Genomic DNA, 24,287 nt, shown 5'->3' on the forward strand with positions numbered 1-24,287 from the left:
AGATGTGTATAAGAGACAGGTGTTGGTGTTGGTGTTGGTGTTGGTGTTGGTGTTGGTGTTGGTGTTGGTGTTGGTGTTGGTGTTGGTGTTGGTCAGGATATAAAAAAACAGCGCCCATGTTAAACACAAGCGCTGTTTGATGTAATAATTAAGATTTACAGTCTATATCATTGACCGTAAATATTTACACGATCACGTAACTCTTTACCTGGCTTGAAGTGAGGAACATATTTACCTTCCAGTTCCACTTTATCACCTGTTTTTGGGTTACGGCCAACTCGTGGTGCACGGTAGTGAAGAGAAAAACTGCCGAAACCACGGACTTCAATACGCTCACCGCTAGCTAACGTATCAGCCATATGCTCAAGAATTTCCTTTACAGCTTCCTCAACGGTTTTTGCTGAAAGATGAGATTGCTGGCTAGCCAGTCTTTCAATTAACTCAGACTTGGTCATAGTACCTCCCTAAACTACCGCTACAAAGGGGCAACATTACCGTTGCCCCCACTTAATTATTCGCCTTTAGCTGCTTTGAAAGCTTCAGCCATAGCGTTGTTGCCGAATGCTGTATCTTCTTGCTTGTTCACAGCTGCAACAGCGTCTTTCTCATCAGCTTCGTCTTTAGCGCGAACAGACAGGTTGATTACACGGTTTTTACGATCAACACCAGTGTATTTAGCTTCAACATCATCACCAACGTTCAGAACCAGTGTTGCATCTTCAACACGGTCACGTGAAGCTTCTGATGCACGCAGGTAACCTTCAACGCCCAGAGTCAGCTCAACAGTTGCACCTTTAGCATCAACCGCAATAACTTTACCAGTTACGATTGCGCCTTTCTTAGTTGCTGCTAAGTAGTTATTGAATGGATCTTCAGCTAACTGTTTAACACCTAAAGAAATACGCTCACGCTCTGCGTCGACTTGCAGAACAACAGCTGCGATTTCGTCACCTTTTTTGTATTCACGAACTGCTTCTTCGCCTGCAACGTTCCAGGAGATGTCAGACAGGTGAACCAGGCCATCGATGCCGCCGTCCAGTCCGATGAAGATACCGAAGTCAGTAATAGACTTGATTTTACCTTCAACGCGGTCGCCTTTGTTGTGAGTTTCTGCAAATTGCTGCCATGGGTTAGATTTGCATTGTTTCAGGCCCAGTGAGATACGACGACGTTCTTCATCGATATCCAGAACCATAACTTCAACAACATCACCAACGTTAACAACTTTAGATGGGTGGATGTTTTTGTTAGTCCAATCCATTTCTGAAACGTGAACCAGACCTTCAACGCCTTCTTCGATTTCAACGAAGCAACCATAGTCAGTCAGGTTAGTAACGCGGCCAGTCAGTTTAGTACCTTCTGGGTAACGTTTAGCGATTGCGACCCAAGGATCTTCGCCCAGTTGTTTCAGACCCAGAGAAACACGAGTGCGCTCACGGTCGAATTTCAGAACTTTAACATTGATTTCATCACCAACGTTGACGATTTCGCTTGGGTGTTTAACACGTTTCCAAGCCATGTCAGTGATGTGCAGCAGGCCGTCAACACCGCCCAGATCAACGAATGCACCGTAGTCAGTAAGGTTCTTAACGATACCTTTAACTTCCATGCCTTCTTGCAGATTTTCCAGCAGTTGATCGCGCTCAGCGCTGCTTTCAGATTCAATTACAGCACGACGAGAAACAACAACGTTGTTGCGTTTCTGATCTAGCTTGATTACTTTGAACTCAAGCTCTTTGCCTTCCAAGTGAGTAGTATCACGAACTGGGCGTACATCTACCAGTGAACCTGGTAAAAACGCACGAATGCCGTTCAGTTCAACAGTGAAACCACCTTTAACTTTACCGTTGATAACACCAGTTACAGTTTCAGCTTCTTCGTAAGCTTTTTCCAGCATCAGCCATGCTTCATGACGTTTCGCTTTCTCACGAGACAGGATAGTTTCACCGAAACCATCTTCTACTGCATCCAGAGCCACATCGATTTCGTCGCCAACTTGGATTTCTAGCTCACCCTGAGCATTTTTGAACTGTTCTACTGGGATAGCAGATTCTGATTTAAGACCTGCGTCAACCAGGACTACGTCTTTGTCGATGGCAACAACAGTACCACGGACGATAGAACCAGGACGAGTTTCAATATTCTGCAGGGATTCTTCAAAGAGTTGAGCAAAAGATTCAGTCATATTAATGATCTTCAAGAGTTTTTAATTAACGTCCACTTAGCTTCCCGCCAAATGGGGTTGTTTCACATACCCGACAACATTCCGTGTCGCAAGGTTGATGCTATGCTAATAAAATAACCAACATAGCGGTAAGTGCGTATATTATCTAATTATAAGCTAAAATAAAGCCTATTATCACGATAATTGTAGAATTTTTTTTGCGTAGGTGCGTGCTTTTTCAATAACTTCCTCAATGGACATACTTGTGGAATCCAGCACTAACGCGTCTTTCGCGGCAACAAGAGGTGCGACGGAACGGTTACGATCACGAAAATCACGCTCCTCTATTTCGCTTAAAAGACGTTCAAAATTAACATCAAAGCCCTTTTCTTGCAACTGCTTCATGCGTCGATGTGCGCGTTCTTCCGCTGAGGCGTCAAGGAAAATTTTCACTGGTGCGTCAGGAAACACAACAGTTCCCATGTCACGGCCATCTGCAATTAAACCTGGCTGCGTGCGAAATGCGCGTTGACGTCTTAATAACGCTTCTCTAACACGAGGAAATGTCGCGGTTTGTGAGGCTGTATTACCAACAGTTTCTGTTCTGATCTGATTGGTAACGTCTTCCCCTTCTAAGATCACTTTTAATACATTTTCTTCAGGAACAAAGCGGACATCTAAGTTTGCAGCCAATGGCACTAGTGCATCTTCTGATTGGATATCAACATGGTGATGCAGTGCAGCTAATGCCAGTACACGATATATCGCACCTGAGTCTAGAAGTTGCCATCCAAAATCGTTTGCCAATGCTTGGCAAAGAGTCCCTTTACCTGCTCCGCTAGGCCCATCAACCGTGATTACAGGGGCGATTGCCACCATAAAAAAATCTCCTTTCCTGCAAATAGCCTCGGCTACCTACAATTGAATTCAGTGAAGGTATTATACCAATTCATCAGTTTTGTGAAATAAGCAGGTTCTGATGATTGCAATAAAATAGGAGAAAGTTGATATCTATGCGGAATGAAAAAGGTTGATATTTAGACTTTATTATCAACCCTTTTCATCGAATGATTAACTTAAACGAGCCAATTGTTCAAAATAATCAGGGAAGGTTTTTGCCGTGCAACCTGGATCTAAGATAGTCACAGGGGTATCCGAGAGGGCAACTAGAGAAAAACACATCGCGATACGGTGGTCATTGTAAGTTTCAATTTCAGCATGCTGTAATTTTTTCGGCGGTATCACTCGAATATAATCGTGCCCTTCTTCTACTTCTGCGCCCACTTTACGTAGTTCTGTTGCCATCGCATATAAACGGTCAGTTTCTTTTACACGCCAATTATAAATATTGCGAATAACAGTTTCACCTTCAGCAAATAATGCAACAGTACCTATCGTCATTGCAGCATCAGGGATCGCATTCATATCCATATCAATCCCTGTTAATGTTCCGCGCTCGCATTCCACAAAATCATCACCCCAGCGAATAGTTGCTCCCATTTTTTCGAGAACATTTGCGAATTTAGTGTCCCCTTGCAGACTGTTACGGCCAATACCTGTGACGCGTACAGTGCCGCCTTTAATCGCCGCTGCCGCTAAGAAATAAGATGCAGAAGATGCATCACCTTCGACCAAATATTCACCTGGTGATTGATATTGCTGCTGGCCTTTAATGATAAAGTTCTGGTATTGATTATTTTCGACTTCAACACCAAAGGTTTTCATCAATGCTAATGTGATATCAATATACGGCTTAGAGACTAATTCTCCAATAATTGAAATGGTCGTGTCTTGCTCAGCTCGAGGAGCCGCCATTAATAACGCAGTTAAAAACTGGCTTGATACAGAGCCATCAACCGAAATTTTCCCACCGACAAAACCACCTTTCAGGCGAATTGGGGGGTAATTTTCTTGCTCTAAATATTCAATGACAGCACCGCCTTCTCTTAGCGAATCCACTAAGTGGCCAATTGGACGCTCTTTCATACGAGGTTCGCCTGTGAGCACAATGTTATTGTGGCTCAATGACAAAGCAGCGGTTAGTGGGCGCATTGCTGTTCCCGCATTTCCTAAAAATATTTCTAGCGCATCAGGGTGAGATAAATTCCCCCCCAAACCTTCCACTCGACAACGTGTTTTATCTTCAGAAAGTTGATAATTCACACCTAGCAAGCTTAATGCATTCAGCATATGGCGAATATCATCACTGTCTAATAAGTTAGTGAGTGTGGTCGTTCCTTTGGCCATGGCAGCTAATAACAGTGCACGATTTGAGACACTTTTTGACCCTGGCAAGTTGATGGTGCCATTAATTGAAGAGATAGGTTGTAATGTCAGGGATTGCATAAAAAGCAGTTTCTCCAGTGAAGTTAGCAAGTAAATAAAATTTGGCCCTATTTTCTTTCTAAGCGAATCGTGAGGGCACAAATAACCGACTGAACATCCTATTTCAGCCGGTGAGTCTCATTATTGAGCGTGATGGCGTTCGAAATCAGCCATAAAATCAACCAATGCCTGCACACCATCTAATGGCATCGCATTATAGATAGACGCACGCATACCACCAGCCACTTTATGGCCTTTTAGTGAAAGTAGCCCTTGGTTTTTTGCCTCTTCGATAAATTTGGCATCTAACGCAGGGTTTTGCATTTGGAACGGTATATTCATCCAAGAACGGTTTTCTACCGCAACGCGGTTGATATAAAACTGGCTATCATCAATCGCATTATAGAGTAACTGTGATTTTTCATAATTGCGTTTTGCCATTTCTTGCAAGCCGCCTTGCGCTTTCAACCATTTGAAAACCATACCCGCTAGATACCACGCAAATGTTGGTGGTGTATTAAACATTGAATCGTGCTTTGCTAATACTGTGTAATCAAACACTGACGGCGTTTGCGGTGATGCTTTACCTAATAAGTCTTCACGAATAATGACAATAGTTAACCCCGCAGGCCCAATATTTTTTTGAGCGCCTGCGTAAATCACGCCATATCGACTAACGTCGATAGGTTTAGAAAGGATGGAAGATGAGTAGTCCGCAACGATAATTTTATCTTCAGGGAAATCAGGTTCTTCATGGATTGCTAAGCCGCCAATCGTTTCATTAGGGCAATAATGTACATAGGCTGCATCATCACTCAAAGGCCACTCGCTCATAGGTTTTAAGCTTACAACGCCATCTTTTTCTTCTGTAATGTCGATGACGTTCGGCTTGCAGTATTTTTCAGCTTCTTTCGCTGCTGATTCAGACCAGTAACCACTAACAATATAGTCTGCAGTTGTTTTGCTCCCTAATAAATTCATTGGCAAAGTAGCAAAATGAGCGCGGGCTCCACCATGACAGAATAGTACTTTATAGTTATCTGGAATATTTAATAAGTCACGTAAGTTTTGTTCTGCTTCGGACGCCACTTCAATAAAGTCTTTTCCACGATGGCTGACTTCCATCACCGAAACGCCTAAGCCTTTCCAATTACAAAATTCTTGTTCAGCACGACGCATCACTTCAACAGGTAGCATTGCTGGACCTGCACTGAAATTATAAACCTGACTCATTGACCTCACCCTATCTTCAATTATCGTTAGCAAAATTCACACAGATGCTTAAAGTTGTACCATTGTGAGCTTTTAGCTGCAACGGTTATTGTCGCGCGATAATGAAAAGTCGTAGGGGAATTTTGGGCAGAATAAAGAAAAGAATTTTGTTAATCTCGTCACACTCTCAACAACCCTAATTTTATGAAGAGATTAACGATAAAAAACAGATAATATCCCGAACTGCTACCGAAAGTAACAATGCGGGATATTCAAACGAAGGATTGATTAACTGATCACTTTACTCACAATTTCGATTGCTTCCTTTTCAATGAGGCGAAGGTGCTCTTCACCACGGAAACTTTCACAATAAATTTTGTAAGCTTCTTCTGTTCCTGAAGGCCTTGCTGCAAACCAGCCATAATCCGTCATGATTTTTAGCCCCCCAATGGATGCGCCATTACCTGGTGCTGCAGTTAAGCGCTGGGTAATTTTATCCCCTGCTAACGTATCAGCTGCAACCATTTCTGGAGATAATTTGCTCAGCTTAGCTTTTTCTTCGTGTGTGGCTTTAGCCTGAATGCGATTATAAATTGGGGCCCCGAATTTTTTGGCCAATTTATTATAACGTTGCTGCGGGTTTTCGCCCGTAACCGCTGTGATTTCAGCAGCTAACAAGCACAGGATAATACCGTCTTTATCTGTTGACCAAGGCGTACCATCGAATTTAAGGAATGATGCACCCGCGCTTTCTTCACCACCGAAACCCAGTTTCCCACTAAATAAGCCATCAACAAACCATTTAAACCCGACAGGCACTTCAACCAGTTCACGACCAATGTCGTTAACAACGCGGTCAATCATCGCACTGGAAACCAGTGTTTTGCCAACAGCGACCTCTTTCCCCCATTGCGGGCGATGTTGAAATAAATAGTCAATCGCAACGGCAAGATAATGATTAGGGTTCATTAAACCATCTGGTGTCACAATGCCGTGTCTGTCATAATCGGGATCATTAGCAAATGCTAAATCAAACTTCTCTTTCATCCCTAATAAGCCCGCCATTGCCCAACTAGATGAGCAATCCATACGGATGACACCATCATGGTCAAGAGGCATAAAACGAAAAGTTTGATCTAATTGGTCATTAACAATCTCGATATCTAGTTGATAATATTCTGCAATTTTTTTCCAATATTCAATGCCTGAGCCGCCTAATGGGTCAACACCTATTTTCAGCCCTGACTTTGCAATTGCAGCCATATCAACAACGTCACCCAGCGCAACCACATAAGGCATAATCAAATCTTGTGCTGTAACGTATTCACTCGCCATTGCAACATCAAAATTTAAACGTTTAACACCAACGAGGTTATCTACCAATAATTGATTGGCATGTTTTTCAATGACTGATGTTAAATCAGTATCTGCTGGGCCACCGTTAGCTGGATTGTATTTAATCCCACCATCTTCCGGTGGATTATGGGATGGCGTGATGACAATGCCATCCGCTATATCAGTATGAGACTGGTTATAACTTAAAATTGCATGAGAGACCGCAGGTGTTGGCGTAAAGCCATTATTCTCCTGAACAATCACATGAACTTGATTCGCTGCTAGTACCTCAACCACTGTAATGAACGCCGCTTCAGACAATGCATGTGTATCTTTACCAACATAACAAGGCCCCGTAACACCTTGTTGTTTACGTAAATCCGCAATAGCCTGTGCAATTGCTAATATGTGATTTTCATTGAAATTCTTGCGTAACGAACTACCGCGATGGCCAGAAGTACCAAATTTAACAGCGTGTGAAGCATTTCCTGGCTGAGGCTGCTGCGTATAATATTGAGCGGTTAATTGAGCGACATTGATCAAGTCACTTTGAAACGGAAGCTGCCCTGCACGTTCATGTATTGTCACTTGTTTTCTCCCAAAGCACTGATGCTTGGTTATCAACATCAGTGAAGTTCAGTTATTAAATTGTATTACTCACTTTCTCAATCACATTGGCTGGAAATTGCATTTCCTGCATGATGGCATCAACCATACTGCGTTTGCGATTCGTGTTTGTATTCGTTATCACCCAGTAAGGCGTACCTGGGATATGACGAGGTTTAGATTGTTTACCTGCAGCAAGCAATGTTTGCTCATCACCCGCAAAATAAACACGAGTACGACCATGCATGAGCTCAGTTGCGCTAGCAAAACGTTTTGCATCTAAACTGTACAGTGTTGATAAAATCAACATAAAGCGGTCGATAGCTTTGCTTTTTTCAGCATAAGCATCAGACAATAATAATTCTCGAACGACTCTAACTGGATTTTGTGCCACCACAGGTGTACTCGCTGCGGGTTCGACCTTAACTACCGGTTGTGCCTGACTAATCTCTTTAACTGGTACTGGCTGCCCGGATTTGAAATTTAACATACGGCGCAAGATATCCGATGCACTTTCACCGATATGCTGTGTATGGCTCGCAATATAGCGGTAAAGCTCTTCATCAACTTCTATCGTTTTCATTTTTTCCCAGTACTTATTTAACTAAAATTTGCGGTGTGATTATAAGACAGTTTTAAAAAAAACAAAACAATTAAAATTTCAATAACTTAAAGTAAACATTCGTCTAAGTTTGATGATATTTCAGTGTGTTATCGTTCTATCGCTTTAGGTCTTTTTAATCCGTGATAATATCCAATTTTCTGAATTTAACTTCTCGCGCCTGTTATTCTTATTGACCTCGCCAATGGCCTTAATATTTAAGATGCTTATTCGAATATTTGGATTTTCTTTATAGCCATGACATGATAAGTGACTCACTTCCCTAATTTTTGATAAGAAAAATATGACTCTGTTACTCAACCATACTATTCATAAACCCGAAAATCCACTGAGCAATAGCCCTGTCGTTCTTATTCATGGATTGTTTGGCGACCTCAATAATTTGGGTGTACTTGGTCGCGACCTTCAACACTATTTCGATACTGTTCAAATTGATGTTCGCAACCATGGCGATTCTTTTCGTGCTGAGCAGATGTCTTACCAACAAATGGCACAAGATGTTATTACTCTTATTAAATCATTAGGTTATGAAAGTGCGATTTTAATCGGTCATTCTATGGGCGGTAAAATTGCTATGGCAGCAACTGAAATTGCCCCTGATTTTATTGAAAAAATTGTCGCCATTGATATTGCTCCAGTTTCATACAAAGTGCGCCGTCACGATAAAATTTTTGCAGCGCTAGATGCAGTGACCACTGAGCAAGCAAAAAATCGCCAAGAAGCCGCGGCTATTATGCGAGACGAAATAAACGAAGAAGGTGTTATCCAGTTTTTGCTTAAATCCTTTAAACAAGGGGAATGGAAGTTTAATATTCCTGCACTTAAAGCGAATTATGAAAAAATTATTGGGTGGGAAACAGTACCAGCATGGGATAAACCCGTCTTATTGATCCCTGGCGGTAACTCGCCTTATGTACAGGCAGAGTATAAAGATGAGATTGCAAAGCAATTCCCAAACGCAAAGGCGTGGGTTGTTGCAGATACAGGGCACTGGGTGCACGCAGAAAAACCCGACCATGTATTAAGGGCTATCCACCGTTTTTTATCTATTCCTCATTAGTTCCTTTCTTTATTAAATTAAAGATAAAGATATTGAAAAGTAACACTCTATTTCAATATCTTTATCTTAGCCATTCACCATAATAATTTAACTTTGAATAAAAGAATAAGACAAACTTCAATACACAGGCAATATTAAAGCCTGTATTATCTTATTAAATTAAATACAAAATATAGCCATAACTTATCTTTGCTTTATATATTCAAAGGAATGATTAATTCAAATAATGAAAAGTATTCATGAACAATCAACTCTATATTTTATTAATATCATTGCCAAATTATCAGGGCAAACTAACACCAATAAACTTGAGGGATTAATACATAAAACCATCAGCTATAATGAAAAAATTAAACTAATCAAAAAAAATCATGGTATTAACTGCAAAAAAAAACATCAAAAATCAAAAGATATTTCTAAGCTCACTTGCCCTGTTATTTTATATGATAAACAGGGTGAAGCATTTTTATTAGCTAATAAAAATAATGAACAAGTCCTTATTCAGAAGTTTGGTAACTCTCCCCCTGAAATCTGGGATATCACAAAACTACAACAACATTGGAGTGGAGACTGGTTGCATGTCAGTCTGAAACAAGGCCAATTTGATATAACATGGTTTCAAGTTGAGTTTATGAAATATAAAGCCATTATTCTTTGGGTTTTATTTTTCTCATTTATTCTCCAAATTTTAGCATTGGTCTCACCTATTGTAATGCAAGTTATTATGGATAAAGTTTTAATTCATAATAGTTTAATGACTTTAGATGTTTTAATTTTTGGTTTAATCGTTGCGGCATTTATCGAGGTAATATTAAAGGGACTGCGTGAATATATTTACCATCATACTGTAAATCGTATTGATATGACCCTTGGCCTTAAACTTGTCAATCATTTATTACGGCTCCCGATTCCTTTTTTCAAAAATCGACAAATCGGTGCTATTGTTACTCGAGTCAAAGAATTAGAAACAATACGAGAATTTTTAACCAGTAGTTTTTTCACATTGTGCGTAGATGTCTTATTTTTATTTGTCTTTATTTATGTGATGAATTTAATCTCTACAACACTCACATTAATATTTTTATGTTCTATCCCTCTTTATCTGGTATTAGCTTGGTGGTTAACCCCTAAAATTGAATCCGCTGCCCAGCAACAATTTACCAATATTGCCATTAATACCTCTTTCCTAACAGAAAGCATTAATGGTATTGAAACAGCAAAAAGCTTATCAGTTGAACCTAATTTTATCCGTCGTTGGGATCATCAAACCTCTGATATGAGCCAAACTAACTTCGCTTCTGGCCAAATTAGTTCTCGTTCTGAACATTTAGTCATGGTCATTGAGAAAGTCACGAGTGCCATTGTGTTATGGGTTGGCGCTTCTGAAGTATTAGCCTTGCAAATGACAATCGGTCAGTTTATCGCTTTTCATATGATGGTGAGTCACGCCAATCAGCCGCTGGTGAAACTGGTTAAATTATGGGGAGACTATATCCGTACCAATGTTGCTATAGAAAAATTATCACAAATCATAAATTTACCTATCGAACAAAATAACAAAGAAAATACTCCATCCATCAAAGGAGATATTGTTCTTAAAGATATCTCATTTCGCTACCAACCCAACATGCCTTATATCCTTAAAAACTTTAATTTAAATATTCAGGCGGGGGAAACCATCGGGATTGTCGGTACATCAGGATCAGGGAAAAGTACCCTTGCTCGCCTACTATTGCGACTTTATACACCGGAAAGCGGCGCCGTATATGTTGATAATATGCCTTTATCCTCTATCAATTTAAACTCACTCAGGCAACAAATCGGCATTGTATTACAAGAAAATTATCTATTTAGCCAATCAGTTTTTCATAACATTGCTCAGACAGTCCCGAACGCGTCAATGGATGAGGTCATTTATGCCGCCAAAATGGCTGGCGCTCATGATTTTATTCTTAAATTACCATTGGGTTATGACACGGTACTCGCAGAAGGTGGAACTTCGCTTTCTGGAGGGCAAAGACAGCGTATCGCAATTGCTCGCACCTTACTGGCAAACCCTAGAGTCATTATTTTTGATGAAGCAACTAGTGCTTTAGATGATGAGTCCCAAGCGGTTATTCAAGAAAATATGCATGTAATAGCCAAGGGGAGAACTGTGATTACCATCGCTCACCGTTTATCAACTATCCGCCACCACCAGCGGATCATTGTGATGCAAGAAGGAAAAATTATTGAGCAAGGTAGCCATCAGCAGCTTATCGAGCAAGGTAATTTTTATAAGCACCTATGGACACTACAACAGTCTCTAAAATAAGGCATGGATGTAACATGAAACATCGATTAGAACGAAACCGTTATAACAGTTTTTTACCTTCGCACTTGGCTATTTTAAAAACACCACCTTCATATTTAGCCATGTATGTCGCGATAACCATTAGCTTTGGTATTTTTATTGCCGTGGCTTGGTCATATTTTGGCAAGTTAGATATTCAAGCCACTGCACAGGGAAAATTGATCGTTTCTGGCCGTACACAATTAATTCAAGCATTTGAATTAAGTCGCCTACAACATATTCATGTAGAGGATGGTCAGAGTGTCAAACAAGGTGATCCATTATTAACCGTTAATGTGCTCGGTGTTGACCAAGATATTCTGAGCCTAAACTATCAACATAGTTTTCACGTGGCAGAGGCTTTAATTCATCAAGCTTTGCTGTCCCAACAACCCATTGCTAAATTACCGCCGTTTAATCAATTAACCGACACCGAGCAAAAAAGTGCGTTGGAAAGTTATCAAACTCAACAAGCTGAATTTGAGTCACTCATTAATGAAATTAGCAATGAAATGCAACTTAATGTTGTTAATCAACAAGCTAGAAGAAATGAGCTGAATTCAATTAATGCATTGATGAGTAATATCAAAAAACGCCTTGATGCACACCATTCATTGACTCAAAAACAGTTGATCAGCCAAAAAGAGTTTTTAGAACAAGAGCGGGAGCTCTTAATTGCAAAAAAAGAAAAAATCACTAAGCAATCTGAGCTGTCTACATTACTCGCTCAGCACCATGCATTAATCGAAAAGCAAGACAGACTCAAGGCGCAAAAAAAACAAGAATGGGATGATAAATACAAACAAGCGGTGTTTAAACAAGTTTCACTCCAACAAGAATTATTGAAAAACCAAGAAAGGAACCAATTAGAAGTTATTCGAGCGCCTGTTGATGGTACCGTTCAACAACTTGCCACTTATACCCTTGGCGCTGTACTCCAACCCGCTCAACAACTTATGGTGATCGTGCCAAATAGCCATGTCCAACTCGCTGAAATAAAAATCTTAAATAAAGATATTGGCTTTATTCACGAAGGTTTGAAAGCCGATGTCAAAATTGACGCCTTCCCTTACACCCGCTATGGCACCATTGACGGTGAAATTATCTCTGTTTCACGCGATAGCACACAAGACGAAAACCTTGGGTTAGTTTTTCTCGGCCAAATAGGGCTTAACAAAAAAGAACTATTCGTTGACGGTGAAAATATCGAACTCACGCCTGGGCTTTCCATCGTTGCTGAAATAAAAACAGATAAACGCCGAATTATTGATTACCTACTTAGCCCTATTAATGAATATACCTCTAACGCGATGAGAGAAAAATAATCAATGGAACAAATCAATAACCATGGCTTAGATGCTTTAGTTTGGATGGCAAATTATTACCATAAAAATGTCTCTGCTGACCAACTTAGGCATGCGGTTGGAATGCAAAACACCTCCCCAACAGATTGGGAGATGCGCGAATGTGCCCATATGTTAGGGTATGAAACAGAACTGGTTGCTTTGCCGTATTCAAAACTCGAACATATTCCCCTCCCCGCACTTGCTTATATAAAGGGAACTTGGCAAGTGTTACATCAAGAAAAAGTGCTTATCCTAATTGACCCCGTAGGTAATCAGCAGCACGCAATTTTAGATGCAGGGGTTGAGCAGCATACTGAGCTCGACATTTTGTTATTCAAAGAGCAATTGGAACCTGAACAAAAAAAAGCCTTCGGCTTTAGCTGGTTTATTCCCTCTATCATGCGGCAGACGGCAAAATTACGAAATATTTTTATTCTTTCAGCAGTAATTCAACTCTTTGCATTAGTGAGTCCTTTATTATTTCAAAACTTGATTGATAAAGTTTTGGTGGGTCGAAGCCTCTCTAATCTGCATATCATTGCGTTAGCTATCTTTGCGATTGCAATTGCTGAACCTTTGTACGGCTTTATTCGCAATAAAATTTTCAGCCATACCAGTAGCCAGATTAGCGCTGAACTATCTGGGAAAATTTATCGCCATTTAATGGCACTGCCACTCAATTATTTTAAGCTACGCCCAACAGGGAAAATTATTGCGCGGATCCGTGAACTCGCACATATCAGGCAATTTTTAACTGGCTCTACGTTAATGCTGTTTATTGATTTTGTCTTTGTGATCTTATTTATCGTTGTCTTATTTTCCTATAGCAGTGTGATGTCTTGGATTTTACTGGGTTCAATGGGGGTATTTTTTATTTTATGGATGGCTTTAGGCCCCATGATCCGCCAACAAACTGAAAAATCCTACCAAGCGGATGAAAATGGGCTCACATTTCTCACCGAAAGTATTACAGGGATTGAAACTATTAAAACCACTGCCACAGAGAAATATTTTAATAATCGTTGGAAAAAAATATTCAGTAAGCAATTACAGCAAAACTTCAAAGTCTCCATGCGCAGTGAAATTGCAACACAATTGATGACCCTAGTGAGTAAAATCACCACCGCAATCCTATTGTGGGTCGGTGTTAAAGAGGTTTTAAACGGAGGAATAACCCCTGGTGAATTAGTGGCATTTAATATGCTAAGTGCACATGTGACTCAGCCTGTTCTTCGATTTGCGCAAGTTTGGCAGGATTTTCAACACACTATAGTCTCCCTTCGTCGTGTCGGTGATATTCTTGATAAACCGGTAGAAAATGAACGAAAAGGTATTTCAAGTTCTTCCGCTATTCAGGGGCAAATCGAGTTTCAAAATATTCGCTTTCGTTATCAGCCCGATACGCCTGAGGTTCTCAATAATCTCTCGTTATCGGTTAAAGCAGGCGAGTTTATTGGTATTACTGGCCCTTCAGGCTCAGGGAAAAGTACGTTGACTAAGCTGTTACAGCGGCTTTATGTACCGCAGCATGGTCAGGTTATTGTAGATGGAATGGATTTAGCTGTCGCAGATACCGTATCACTGCGCCGAAAAATGAGTGTGGTTTTACAAGAAAGTACACTCTTTGTTGGAAGTATTGCTGATAACATCCGCTTAAGTGCCCCCCAAGCATCAGATGAAAAAGTGATCCAAGCGGCAAAACTCGCGGGTGCCTATGATTTCATTATGTCTTTACCAGATAACTTCAATTCAGCCTTAGCAGAAAAAGGGTTGAACCTTTCTGGGGGGCAGCGCCAACGAATTGCCTTGGCACGCGCTTTGCTAACTGAACCAGATATTTTAATTCTTGATGAAGCCACTTCGGCTCTCGATTATGAATCAGAGGCTGCAATTATGGCAAATATGCCTTTAATTGCCCAAGGTAGAACAGTTATTAGCATCGCACATCGGCTAAACACAATTATGCACGCTGATAAAATTTGTGTTATTCAACAAGGGGAAGTTATTGAAATGGATACGCATAAAAACCTCCTTGCATCGAATGGGCTTTATGCTCGTTTATGGCAACAGCAAACGCAATAAAATGCCTAAAAAAGCATCACTTAGATAGCAAGTGGTGCTTTTTTCCTAAAAGCGTACTTTTTTTAACCTATCAGGCTCACTCGCTTACCTCCAAGCTATAGCACTGCGTGATGAGCTAGGGTATCATGGCGCGCTGAATTATTGGCACACCCTTTTAGCAATTATAGACATGGCAAAAGAACAAACTGATCGTACAACTCTGGATTTGTTCGCTGAGGAACGAAGGCCTGGGCGACCTAAGACAAGCCCGCTATCACGGGATGAACAATTAAGGATAAACAAACGCAATCAACTAAAACGCGATAAAGTGAAGGGGTTGCGCCGAGTTGAACTTAAACTAAATGAAGAAGCTGTTACTGTGCTCAATCAGTTAGCTGAAGAAAAAAATATAAGCCGCAGTGAATTAATAGAAGAAATCTTGATGTCACAACTTCAGTACGTTGATGAGACAATACTCAAGTAACGTTCTCTTAGTAAATCACACAAATTTGACAGACTTATAAAAGTTTTTTCGCCAGAATAAGGCATAAAATTCTATTTATTTTCGTTCTAAATGAGTTCTAGAAGTTGAGAAATTCCTTCTTTCTCTCTTAGAAAAACAAGAGGTTAATCAGTTTATGGCAGTCATCGGTATTTTCTTCGGAAGTGATACAGGTAACACAGAAAATATTGCCAAAATGATCCAAGAAAGATTAGGCAAAGATGTAGCAGAAGTTCATGATATTGCTAAGTGCAGCAAAGAAGACATTGAGGCTTTTGACATTCTACTTCTTGGTATTCCAACTTGGTATTACGGCGAAGCACAATGTGATTGGGATGACTTTTTCCCAACATTAGAAGAAATTGATTTTGACGGTAAGCTTGTCGCACTCTTTGGTTGTGGAGATCAAGAAGACTACGCAGAATATTTTTGTGATGCGATGGGCACCATTCGCGATATCATCGAGCCACGTGGTGCGGTGATTGTCGGGCACTGGCCTACTGAAGGTTACCACTTCGAAGTTTCTAAAGGTATGGCAGATGACAACCACTTTATCGGTTTAGCGATTGACGAAGATCGCCAACCTGAATTAACAGATGAACGAGTGGATGCATGGGTCAAACAAATCTCTGAAGAAATGTCATTGGCTGAAATTCTCGGCTAGTCGATTAAAATACGTGTTACTGATAGATTGAATGATTTTCCGCTCAAAATGTACCATCTCAGAACATCATTCAGTCTAAAATAATCGATTAAATATCCTCATTGGATAGACTTATAAGAGATTATCAAAATAATGAGACAGTGCATGGTTTCTATTTTTATTTTCCATGCCTATAATTGTAAATCAGTTTAGAAGACAGCTGAACTTATGTTAAAAATGTCTCATTATTGTTAAATTTATGATTTAAGATACAGGACAACCCGCATGACAGACAACAATAAAGCATTGAAAAATGCTGGACTCAAAGTCACTCTTCCAAGACTTAAGATTTTGGAAGTACTTCAGGAGCCTGAGTGCCACCACGTCAGTGCGGAAGATCTCTATAAAAAGCTGATCGACATGGGCGAAGAGATCGGGCTAGCGACTGTATACCGTGTATTGAACCAATTTGATGATGCAGGTATCGTTACACGCCATAATTTCGAGGGTGGAAAATCTGTATTCGAATTAACTCAGCAACATCACCATGACCACCTAATTTGTTTAGATTGTGGTAAAGTGATTGAGTTTACTGACGAATCGATTGAAACCCGCCAAAAAAATATCGCTGCTCGCCATGGTATTAAACTGTCTAACCACAGCTTATACTTATATGGTCACTGCGCTGATGGTGATTGCCGCGATAACGCTGACGCACACGAAGCAAAAGAGTAATAAATTAATCGCCATCGTAACTTGATGGTGACCTATTCTTCAAAAGCCTGATGCTATCGTTATCAGGCTTTTTTATTGCATCAATTCACCGATAAATTAACCTTTCCCAGTTAGAATACCCATAATTTATCTTATTCACTTTATATTTATCACTAAAATATGTCATTAAGGTGAAATATTGAAGTGTTCTATAATAAGTTGCAATTCACTTCAAATCCTTTATATTGTTTGACGGATAAATTCATCTCTCTATTTTAAAATATTTACAATGGTATCATAGTGATGCATAACGTCATTTAAAATATACATTGCATCTATTTTTTATATTACTGTTATATGATTTATCTAATTATTGTCTAAAATAAGTTTAACATATTACGACCGAAATTTTGGCTTGCTTTTAATTTAATAAGCAATATGAGTGTAATAAAAAAGTTAAATTACAATTATATGATGTAATTCATGTATTTTTAGCTAGACTTATTTAGATTGCTCTCGTACTTCGTAAGAGATTAACTGATGAAAAAAACATATCTTTTTATTAACACTAGTTTTTTCTTCTGGTTTCTTACTTTAATAGGATGGTTTTTTCGTCATACTACCATCACCTTATTTTCATTTGTATTATCAATTCTGTTCTTGATCTTATACTTCAATCAAAAAAAGGTAAGTAAAATGTTCACCAAAAGACAAAACAAACAAGCTCTAGAAGAAACGACTACAACTCGTGAACCTGAGATTATTTCTAAGATAGAAGAACAAGTTACGATATCAACCCCAACGCTTAGTGAAGAAAAATCGAATACAATTATCTCAAGGGATGTTATGTTTGAAGGCAACATAACATCTAATGAGCAAGTGCATATTTACGGTAAGGTGGTTGGCAATATTACAGGGAAAGATAATACTGTAAAAGTTATGCTCAACGGCCAAGTGACTGGTAACATTACTTGTAAAGAATTGATTATTAATGGTAAAGTTGAGGGCGAGTGCGTCTCTGAGTCCATTAGTATCGAAAATAATGGCGAAGTCCATGGAACAATTCACTATAGCAGTTTATCGATTAAAAAAGGCGGCATCCTTTCAGGGCAAGCTAAAGTCAAAAATAGTGTTTCTCATACGGATAAGGTCACACAATTAAAAGATAAAGTAAAACATGATACACCTATCACTAATAATGAAAGTGATAAAGGAATTGCTTCGTTATAAATATTTGCTTTTCTGTACTAGGATAATGACTACATATTAAAAATAAGGTGAATCTATCCCCACCTTATTTTTAAATTTCAAACTTTTAATATAAGTATATTTTCTTATTCTATTTAACGGTTTGATATTGCATATGTATGCTATGTGTATTTTTTAGTTGGTTACCACTATAGATATTACAATGGTAACCGCTATTTACTTAACTCATTAAAAAACCGTAAATGGCATCATTACCATAAATTTAATATCTTTTTCGTCTTGGAAGATATTTCCATAACCACCACCATAACTAGGGATATCGGTATGATTATCATATTTGGTAAAGTGTAACTTAAAGAGAGTGTCTTTTGCTCGGCCTGTTTGAACGGTATATAATATATCAAAGTTCCACGCACTTTCTTTTAAACGCACATCTTGGGCATATTGGGAGTTAGTACTTGGTTTTGCGTCCCAACCATAAATATAGGATGTCCCCACTTTCCAACCCGCAAGATCCCAGTTTTTAAGATCATACATCACACCAGCGTACAACGCTTTTTCATTGTTGGCGTTCCAGTCTGAACGACCATCCCACCAAATATCCATACGTCCATTCGATGTCGCCCAACCAGGAGTCATACGTTGCAAGAAGTAGCCTTGATTACCTTCTGCTTTAACATAAGTTCCTTCAACTTTAAAATCAAACTCTTCATAGGTATACCCTAATGTCATCGCTTGCAACCATGCTAATCCATCATAAACATCATTAACACCGCCATCAGAAACTTTGTCTTTTGAACCATAGAATTGATAGGAGAGACGTAAATCGCGTTCAGCCACAGGTACGGCATATGAAACTTTAGCAAAATACTGATCCATATAATCTTTTGCTTGGCCATAAGCCCCTTCTAACACTAAATTATTTTTAAAATCGTATTTAAACCCAATTGAGTGCAAGTAACTGATCCCTGTCTTACCATCCGCTTCACGGAAATCATACATTGAACGGTACCATGGTGCTTTATAACGGTCTGCCCACATATAAGACATACTCAGCTCACCGTTTTGTTCAAAATCAAACACACCACCAACTTCTAAACCACGATAAGTCCCAGGCATATAACTCCAGTGCGAAGCTAATAAGGTCTGACCCGTTGGCTGAATATATCCCCCTTTCCCCCAGAAAGGGCCATATTTTAATTTTGCAGCGGCTTTATAAAATGTCACCCCACTGCGATCACCTGTCCATTTTTCATCCCAGCGTGATTTAGCGTCACTAAAACCGATTTCATTGGGGGCTGCAGGCCCACTGTTAGATAACTCGATAGCAGTAAAACCCGCCAAATCCAAACCGATAACATCTTGAAAATAGCCCGATGAAAAGTCTAGGCTAGCATTGAATGTAGAGTGCTTCAGATTATCTGCATATTTTTTATATTTATCGCTATTTGGGTCTAAATCCTTACGAGAACGATCCCTTTGCCAGTAATAAAGCCCACCGGTGAGTTTTGAATCTTCGAAAAACTGCTCAGCGTGAGTAATAGGTTGATACGCGATAGGCAACATCGCGATTGCGATTTTTAAGACGAGCAACTTCCTGCCAGTATTGACATGTTTATTAACCATTCTTGTATTCCTCTAATATTTTTTATGTTTTATTATTCGGCCGAAATACGATTTAACTTTCCATTTAAATCCAAATATTCACAACAACTTATGTTGCTTGTGATGTAATTAGCCTATTTTTTGCGACGCGAATTATCAACACTGATACTGGCTTTGTTGCCAAAATATGATCAATGGCACATTAATTTTAATTAACAGTCATTATCACGGATGATGACCCATAAATTGATCAACCGTAACTATTTGATGAATATAAAAAAATAAATGGAAATTGATGAGATAGTAAAACTTAAAAACATGTGAATAGATTACCTTGATACAAGGCAAACACACCAAATGAAGTGCCATTGCACACCATCTATCACCACATTGACTTAATTTTGTGAGAAAGGTAAACGAAATAAGGCCTTTTAAATTCGTTTTATTGTTTTAGCTTAATCATCTGAATAAATTGATAATAATTATTCTTTATCATTTTTCGACTTTTCTGCATTAATATACTCAATAGTACGATAGCATTATTGAGAATAATTCCCCTGTTTTCATCTGCTACTATGAAATTTCCATTTCAACAAAAAGCGTACAAAAATGAATATTGATTTAACAGGAAAACGCGCCTTAATTAGTGCATCAACCGCGGGTATTGGCTTTGCGATAGCAAAAGGGCTTGCAAGTAGCGGTGCAGAAGTATTGATTAACGGTCGTAATAAGAAAAGTGTTGATGATGCTGTATCCCGCCTACAAAAAGAGCTCCCTAGCGCCAAAGTATCCCCAGCCGTCGCTGATGTGAGCTGCCCTGAAGGGCTCAACCTGCTACTCAGTGAAATCAAAGAGATCGATATTTTAGTCAACAATGCTGGCATTTATGGTGCTGAGGACTTTTACACAACCGACGATGCTACTTGGGATAATTACTGGCAAACCAATGTGATGTCTGCAGTACGTTTATCCCGAGCACTATTGCCTTCAATGGTTGAAAAAGGCTGGGGGCGAGTTGTCTTTATTTCATCTGAATCTGCACGCAATATTCCTGCGGATATGATCCACTATGGTGTCACAAAAACAGCAATGCTCTCCCTTTCACGAGGACTTGCTAAATATGTTGCTGGTACTGGTGTGACAGTCAATAGTGTTCTCCCTGGCCCGACACTTTCTGATGGTTTTGCCAATTTGATGGAAGACGAAGCAGCGAGAACAGGTAAGTCAATCGAAGCACTGGCTAACGAATTTGTCGTTGCGCACAGACCAAGTTCAGTTATTCAACGTGCAGCGTCTGTCGAAGAAGTGGCAAATATGGTGGTTTATACGTGTTCGAAACAAGCCTCTGCAACCTCTGGAGCGGCATTACGCGTTGATGGCGGAGTCATTGACGACATTATTTAATCATAAACATGCTTACTGTTTAATGTATTGATTACCGAGTAGCAAGACAATAACGGGGGACAGAAAACTGCACCCCGCTACCTTAAGTATCAAAATACATTGAGCTTAATACTTCTCAAATAGAGCCTGAATTTTTTGCGGATCTTTCGTTTCAGTCAACGCCAGCTGCAATAATACGCGTGCTTTTTGCGGATTTAACCTTTCAGATGCCACGAAGCCATATAGATTATCATCAACCTCTGCATTACGTGTGGTATAGCCTGTTGGAACACGGCTAGCGCGTACGACAACCACATCCTCTTTTGCCGCTTTTGCTAGTGCATCAAATACCGTTTTGTACATGTTGCCATTACCAACCCCTGCACTAACAATACCTTCGGCCCCTTCTTCTCTTAGAGCTTTAACAGGTGCTGCGGAAGCATTTGCATAGTTATAAACAATGCCAACTGCAGGTAATTTATCGAGTTTACTCACATCAAACGCAGCGTTATTTTCCCGTGGCTGAGGTGCTTGGAAATACGTCACTTTGCCATCGTGGATAAACCCTTCCGCACCTGCGTTAACTGCATCAAATGCTTGAACTTCTGTGGTGCTCATCTTCATCACATTTCGGCCTTGAACCACCTTGTCATTCATTGCCATTAGCACGCCACGGTCACCAGCTGACTTATCCGTTGCAAGCACCACTGCGTTATACAAATTTAGTGGCCCATCAGCACCCAGTGCTGTTGATGGGCGCATTGCACCGACCAACACAATTGGTTTCTTACAATAGGTTGTTAAATCAAGGAAAAAGGCCGTTTCTTCTAATGTATCCGTCCCATGAGTGATCACAAAGCCATCGGTTTTATCGCAGTCTTGGTTGATTTTTTTCGCCAACGTCAACCAAACTTGGTCATTCATGTCTTGCGAACCGATATTCACCAATTGTTCGCCGCTTAAATTAGCCATTTTCTTGGTTTCTGGAACTGCATTAATTAACGCATCAATTCCCACTTTACCCGCTTGATAACTAGACGAAGTGGCTGAATCCCCGCCCCCAGCAATGGTTCCCCCCGTTGCTAATACCGTAATATTCGGTAAAGCGAAGGCAGATACGGTAAACAGTGAAACCAGTGTTGCGAGCAGCGCTTTATTTCTGTTTTTCATCCTATTTTCCTTTCATTAATAAACTTCAGTTATTATGTGGATTTATGCTGAATTTATTGTGATCTATGCAATTATTTTAGGAGAAATAATGAATTTTAAGATGATTTCTCTATGAATGAATAAAAAGCGTGAGGTTGCGACAAAAATCCGTATCATAGCCCGTTTGACACACTCTATTCACAAGTGACTGACAATGAGCCAAACATTTATTCCCGGCAAAGACGCCGCTCTTGAAGACTCCATTGATGCATTCCAGACCAAATTAAAAAAATTGGGGTTTGATATTGAAGAAGCGTCATGGTTAAACCCTGTACCAAACGTTTGGTCAGTACATATTCGCGATAAAGAGTGCCCTCTTTGTTTTACCAATGGTAAAGGTGCAAGCAAAAAAGCCGCTTTAGCTTCTGCCCTTGGCGAGTATTTCGAGCGTTTATCGACTAACTACTTCTTCGCTGACTTTTACTTAGGTAAATCCATTTCAGAAGGTGATTTTGTTCACTACCCAAATGAAAAGTGGTTCCCACTAACAGAAGATGACAGCTTACCAGAAGGGCTTTTAGACAGTCGTTTGATTAAATTCTATGACCCTGATGAAGCATTAGCCGCAAGCCAACTCATTGACCTGCAATCTGGCAACGAAGAACGCGGTATTTGTGCGCTACCTTTTACGCGTCAATCTGATGACAAAACTGTCTATATTCCAATGAATATCGTTGGGAACTTATACGTTTCTAACGGTATGTCTGCGGGTAACACAGCTAACGAAGCGCGTGTTCAAGGGCTTTCAGAAGTGTTTGAACGCTTTGTAAAAAATAAAATTATTGCAGAAAGCATCAGCTTGCCAACTATTCCAACAGAAGTGATGGCTCGTTACCCAAGCGTGGTAGAAGCAATTGATACCCTTGAAAAAGAAGGCTTCCCTATTTTCTGCTACGACGCTTCATTAGGTGGAAAATACCCTGTTATCTGCGTGGTGTTGTTTAACCCACAAAACGGTACTTGCTTCGCCTCATTTGGCGCACACCCTGACTTTGGTGTTGCCCTTGAGCGTACCGTCACTGAATTATTACAAGGCCGCGGCTTAAAAGACTTAGATGTGTTTAACGCCCCAACCTTTGATGATGAAGAAGTGGCTGAGCACACCAACCTTGAAACACATTTTATTGATTCAAGTGGCTTAATTAGCTGGGATCTGTTTAAAGACGATGCGGATTATGAATTTGCAGATTGGAGTTTCAAAGGTACGACGCAGGAAGAGTTTGCGACGCTTATCCGTATTTTCAATACGTTAGATGCCGAAGTTTACATCGCAGATTATAACCATTTAGGCGTTTATGCGTGCCGTATTTTAGTGCCAGGTATGTCAGATATTTACCCTGTTGAAGATTTACATATTGCGAATAATGCAATGGGCGCTTACTTACGTGACACCATCATCGGTTTGCCTGATAGCCAATGGGAAAAGCAAGACTACCTTGCCCTGATTGAGCAATTGGATGACGACGGTTTAGATGATTTCACCCGTGTGCGTGAGCTGCTTGGTTTAGCGGTTGGTAAAGATAATGGTTGGAGCAACCTGCGTATCGGTGAATTAAAATCAATGTTAGCCCTTGCGGGTGGTGACCTTGAACAAGCTTTAGCTTGGGTTGAATGGACACAAGACTTTAACAGTTCAGTGTTCACGCCAGAACGTGCGAACTATTATCGTTGCTTACAAACGTTATTGTTATTATCGCAAGAAGAAGAAAGAAACCCTGCGCAATACTACAACGCATTTGTCCGTATGTATGGGCAAGAAGCTGTCGATGCAGCTTCAGCAGCTGTTGCGGGTGAGTCTTGCTTCTATGGTTTATGGTCAATCGATGATGAGCTAAAAGCACTGCCTGCTCACCAAGCGCTACTTGCAGCGTATGAAAAACTGCAAAAAGCCAAACGCGCTAACGCGTAATTGAAGTCATAGGTTGGCGGGCAACTTCACCCGCTAACCTTTCCTAATAT

The 24,287-nt window shown here is 40.0% G+C and carries 19 protein-coding genes; 10 read left to right on the plus strand and 9 right to left on the minus strand.

Annotated elements, in window-relative coordinates; genetic code table 11:
• Positions 1–167: 167 nt before the first annotated feature.
• The 7 genes from ihfB to seqA form a co-directional block, all read right to left on the minus strand.
• Positions 168–455: an integration host factor subunit beta gene (ihfB, locus tag KDJ85_RS11195; protein ID WP_006813582.1), complete on the minus strand. Its 288-nt coding sequence runs from the start codon at positions 453–455 to the stop codon at positions 168–170.
• A 56-nt stretch (positions 456–511) separates the two neighbouring features.
• The gene (rpsA, locus tag KDJ85_RS11200) at positions 512–2,185 is read right to left on the minus strand and encodes a 30S ribosomal protein S1 (protein ID WP_004909559.1); all 1,674 of its coding nucleotides are present in this window, start codon (positions 2,183–2,185) and stop codon (positions 512–514) included.
• Positions 2,186–2,359: 174 nt separating this feature from the next.
• Positions 2,360–3,043 carry a (d)CMP kinase gene (gene cmk, locus KDJ85_RS11205; RefSeq protein WP_225819751.1) on the minus strand — a complete coding sequence of 228 codons (684 nt, stop codon included), beginning with the start codon at positions 3,041–3,043 and terminating at the stop codon, positions 2,360–2,362.
• A gap of 192 nt (positions 3,044–3,235) precedes the next feature.
• The gene (gene aroA / locus KDJ85_RS11210; protein ID WP_225819752.1) at positions 3,236–4,510 is read right to left on the minus strand and encodes a 3-phosphoshikimate 1-carboxyvinyltransferase; all 1,275 of its coding nucleotides are present in this window, start codon (positions 4,508–4,510) and stop codon (positions 3,236–3,238) included.
• 120 nt (positions 4,511–4,630) lie between these two features.
• Positions 4,631–5,722, minus strand: a complete 1,092-nt coding sequence (gene serC, locus KDJ85_RS11215; protein ID WP_225819753.1) for a 3-phosphoserine/phosphohydroxythreonine transaminase — start codon at positions 5,720–5,722, stop codon at positions 4,631–4,633.
• A 267-nt stretch (positions 5,723–5,989) separates the two neighbouring features.
• Positions 5,990–7,624 carry a phosphoglucomutase (alpha-D-glucose-1,6-bisphosphate-dependent) gene (gene pgm / locus KDJ85_RS11220; RefSeq protein ID WP_225819754.1) on the minus strand — a complete coding sequence of 545 codons (1,635 nt, stop codon included), beginning with the start codon at positions 7,622–7,624 and terminating at the stop codon, positions 5,990–5,992.
• A gap of 55 nt (positions 7,625–7,679) precedes the next feature.
• Entirely contained in the window at positions 7,680–8,225 is a 546-nt protein-coding gene (gene seqA, locus KDJ85_RS11225; protein ID WP_206086637.1) for a replication initiation negative regulator SeqA, read from the minus strand.
• Positions 8,226–8,547: 322 nt separating this feature from the next.
• On the opposite strand from seqA, the gene ybfF reads away from it, so the two are divergent.
• From ybfF to KDJ85_RS11265, 8 genes are all read left to right on the plus strand, one after another.
• Complete coding sequence (gene ybfF / locus KDJ85_RS11230; protein ID WP_225819755.1) at positions 8,548–9,324, plus strand: esterase; 777 nt, start codon at positions 8,548–8,550, stop codon at positions 9,322–9,324.
• A 226-nt stretch (positions 9,325–9,550) separates the two neighbouring features.
• Positions 9,551–11,638 (plus strand): peptidase domain-containing ABC transporter, encoded by a 2,088-nt coding sequence (locus KDJ85_RS11235; RefSeq protein WP_225819756.1) that lies wholly within the window; start codon positions 9,551–9,553, stop codon positions 11,636–11,638.
• A gap of 14 nt (positions 11,639–11,652) precedes the next feature.
• Positions 11,653–12,981: an HlyD family type I secretion periplasmic adaptor subunit gene (locus KDJ85_RS11240; protein ID WP_225819757.1), complete on the plus strand. Its 1,329-nt coding sequence runs from the start codon at positions 11,653–11,655 to the stop codon at positions 12,979–12,981.
• 3 nt (positions 12,982–12,984) lie between these two features.
• Positions 12,985–15,084, plus strand: coding sequence for a type I secretion system permease/ATPase (locus tag KDJ85_RS11245; RefSeq protein ID WP_225819758.1), 2,100 nt, complete (start codon positions 12,985–12,987; stop codon positions 15,082–15,084).
• Positions 15,085–15,253: 169 nt separating this feature from the next.
• Positions 15,254–15,547, plus strand: a complete 294-nt coding sequence (gene ybfE / locus KDJ85_RS11250) for a LexA regulated protein (RefSeq protein ID WP_225819759.1) — start codon at positions 15,254–15,256, stop codon at positions 15,545–15,547.
• A 154-nt stretch (positions 15,548–15,701) separates the two neighbouring features.
• On the plus strand, positions 15,702–16,229 hold the full coding sequence (gene fldA, locus KDJ85_RS11255) for a flavodoxin FldA (RefSeq protein ID WP_206085466.1): 528 nt from the start codon (positions 15,702–15,704) through the stop codon (positions 16,227–16,229).
• 264 nt (positions 16,230–16,493) lie between these two features.
• The gene (gene fur / locus KDJ85_RS11260) at positions 16,494–16,943 is read left to right on the plus strand and encodes a ferric iron uptake transcriptional regulator (protein ID WP_004256285.1); all 450 of its coding nucleotides are present in this window, start codon (positions 16,494–16,496) and stop codon (positions 16,941–16,943) included.
• 675 nt (positions 16,944–17,618) lie between these two features.
• Entirely contained in the window at positions 17,619–18,152 is a 534-nt protein-coding gene (locus tag KDJ85_RS11265) for a bactofilin family protein (protein ID WP_225819760.1), read from the plus strand.
• Between the two features lie 207 nt (positions 18,153–18,359).
• Here the strand turns inward: KDJ85_RS11265 and chiP are convergent, their stop codons facing one another.
• Positions 18,360–19,757 carry a chitoporin ChiP gene (gene chiP, locus KDJ85_RS11270; protein WP_377210608.1) on the minus strand — a complete coding sequence of 466 codons (1,398 nt, stop codon included), beginning with the start codon at positions 19,755–19,757 and terminating at the stop codon, positions 18,360–18,362.
• Positions 19,758–20,345: 588 nt separating this feature from the next.
• Here chiP and KDJ85_RS11275 point away from each other — a divergent pair.
• A complete protein-coding gene (locus tag KDJ85_RS11275; protein WP_225819761.1) occupies positions 20,346–21,140 on the plus strand; it encodes an SDR family NAD(P)-dependent oxidoreductase in 795 nt (264 codons plus the stop codon).
• Between the two features lie 105 nt (positions 21,141–21,245).
• Here KDJ85_RS11275 and ansB read toward each other — a convergent pair whose 3' ends face one another.
• On the minus strand, positions 21,246–22,289 hold the full coding sequence (ansB, locus tag KDJ85_RS11280) for an L-asparaginase 2 (RefSeq protein ID WP_225819762.1): 1,044 nt from the start codon (positions 22,287–22,289) through the stop codon (positions 21,246–21,248).
• A gap of 193 nt (positions 22,290–22,482) precedes the next feature.
• Between ansB and ycaO the strand changes: the two genes are divergently transcribed.
• Complete coding sequence (gene ycaO / locus KDJ85_RS11285; RefSeq protein WP_225819763.1) at positions 22,483–24,237, plus strand: 30S ribosomal protein S12 methylthiotransferase accessory factor YcaO; 1,755 nt, start codon at positions 22,483–22,485, stop codon at positions 24,235–24,237.
• Positions 24,238–24,287 lie beyond the last annotated feature (50 nt).

The sequence above is a fragment of the Providencia vermicola genome (genome assembly GCF_020381325.1).
Lineage (GTDB): Bacteria > Pseudomonadota > Gammaproteobacteria > Enterobacterales > Enterobacteriaceae > Providencia > Providencia vermicola.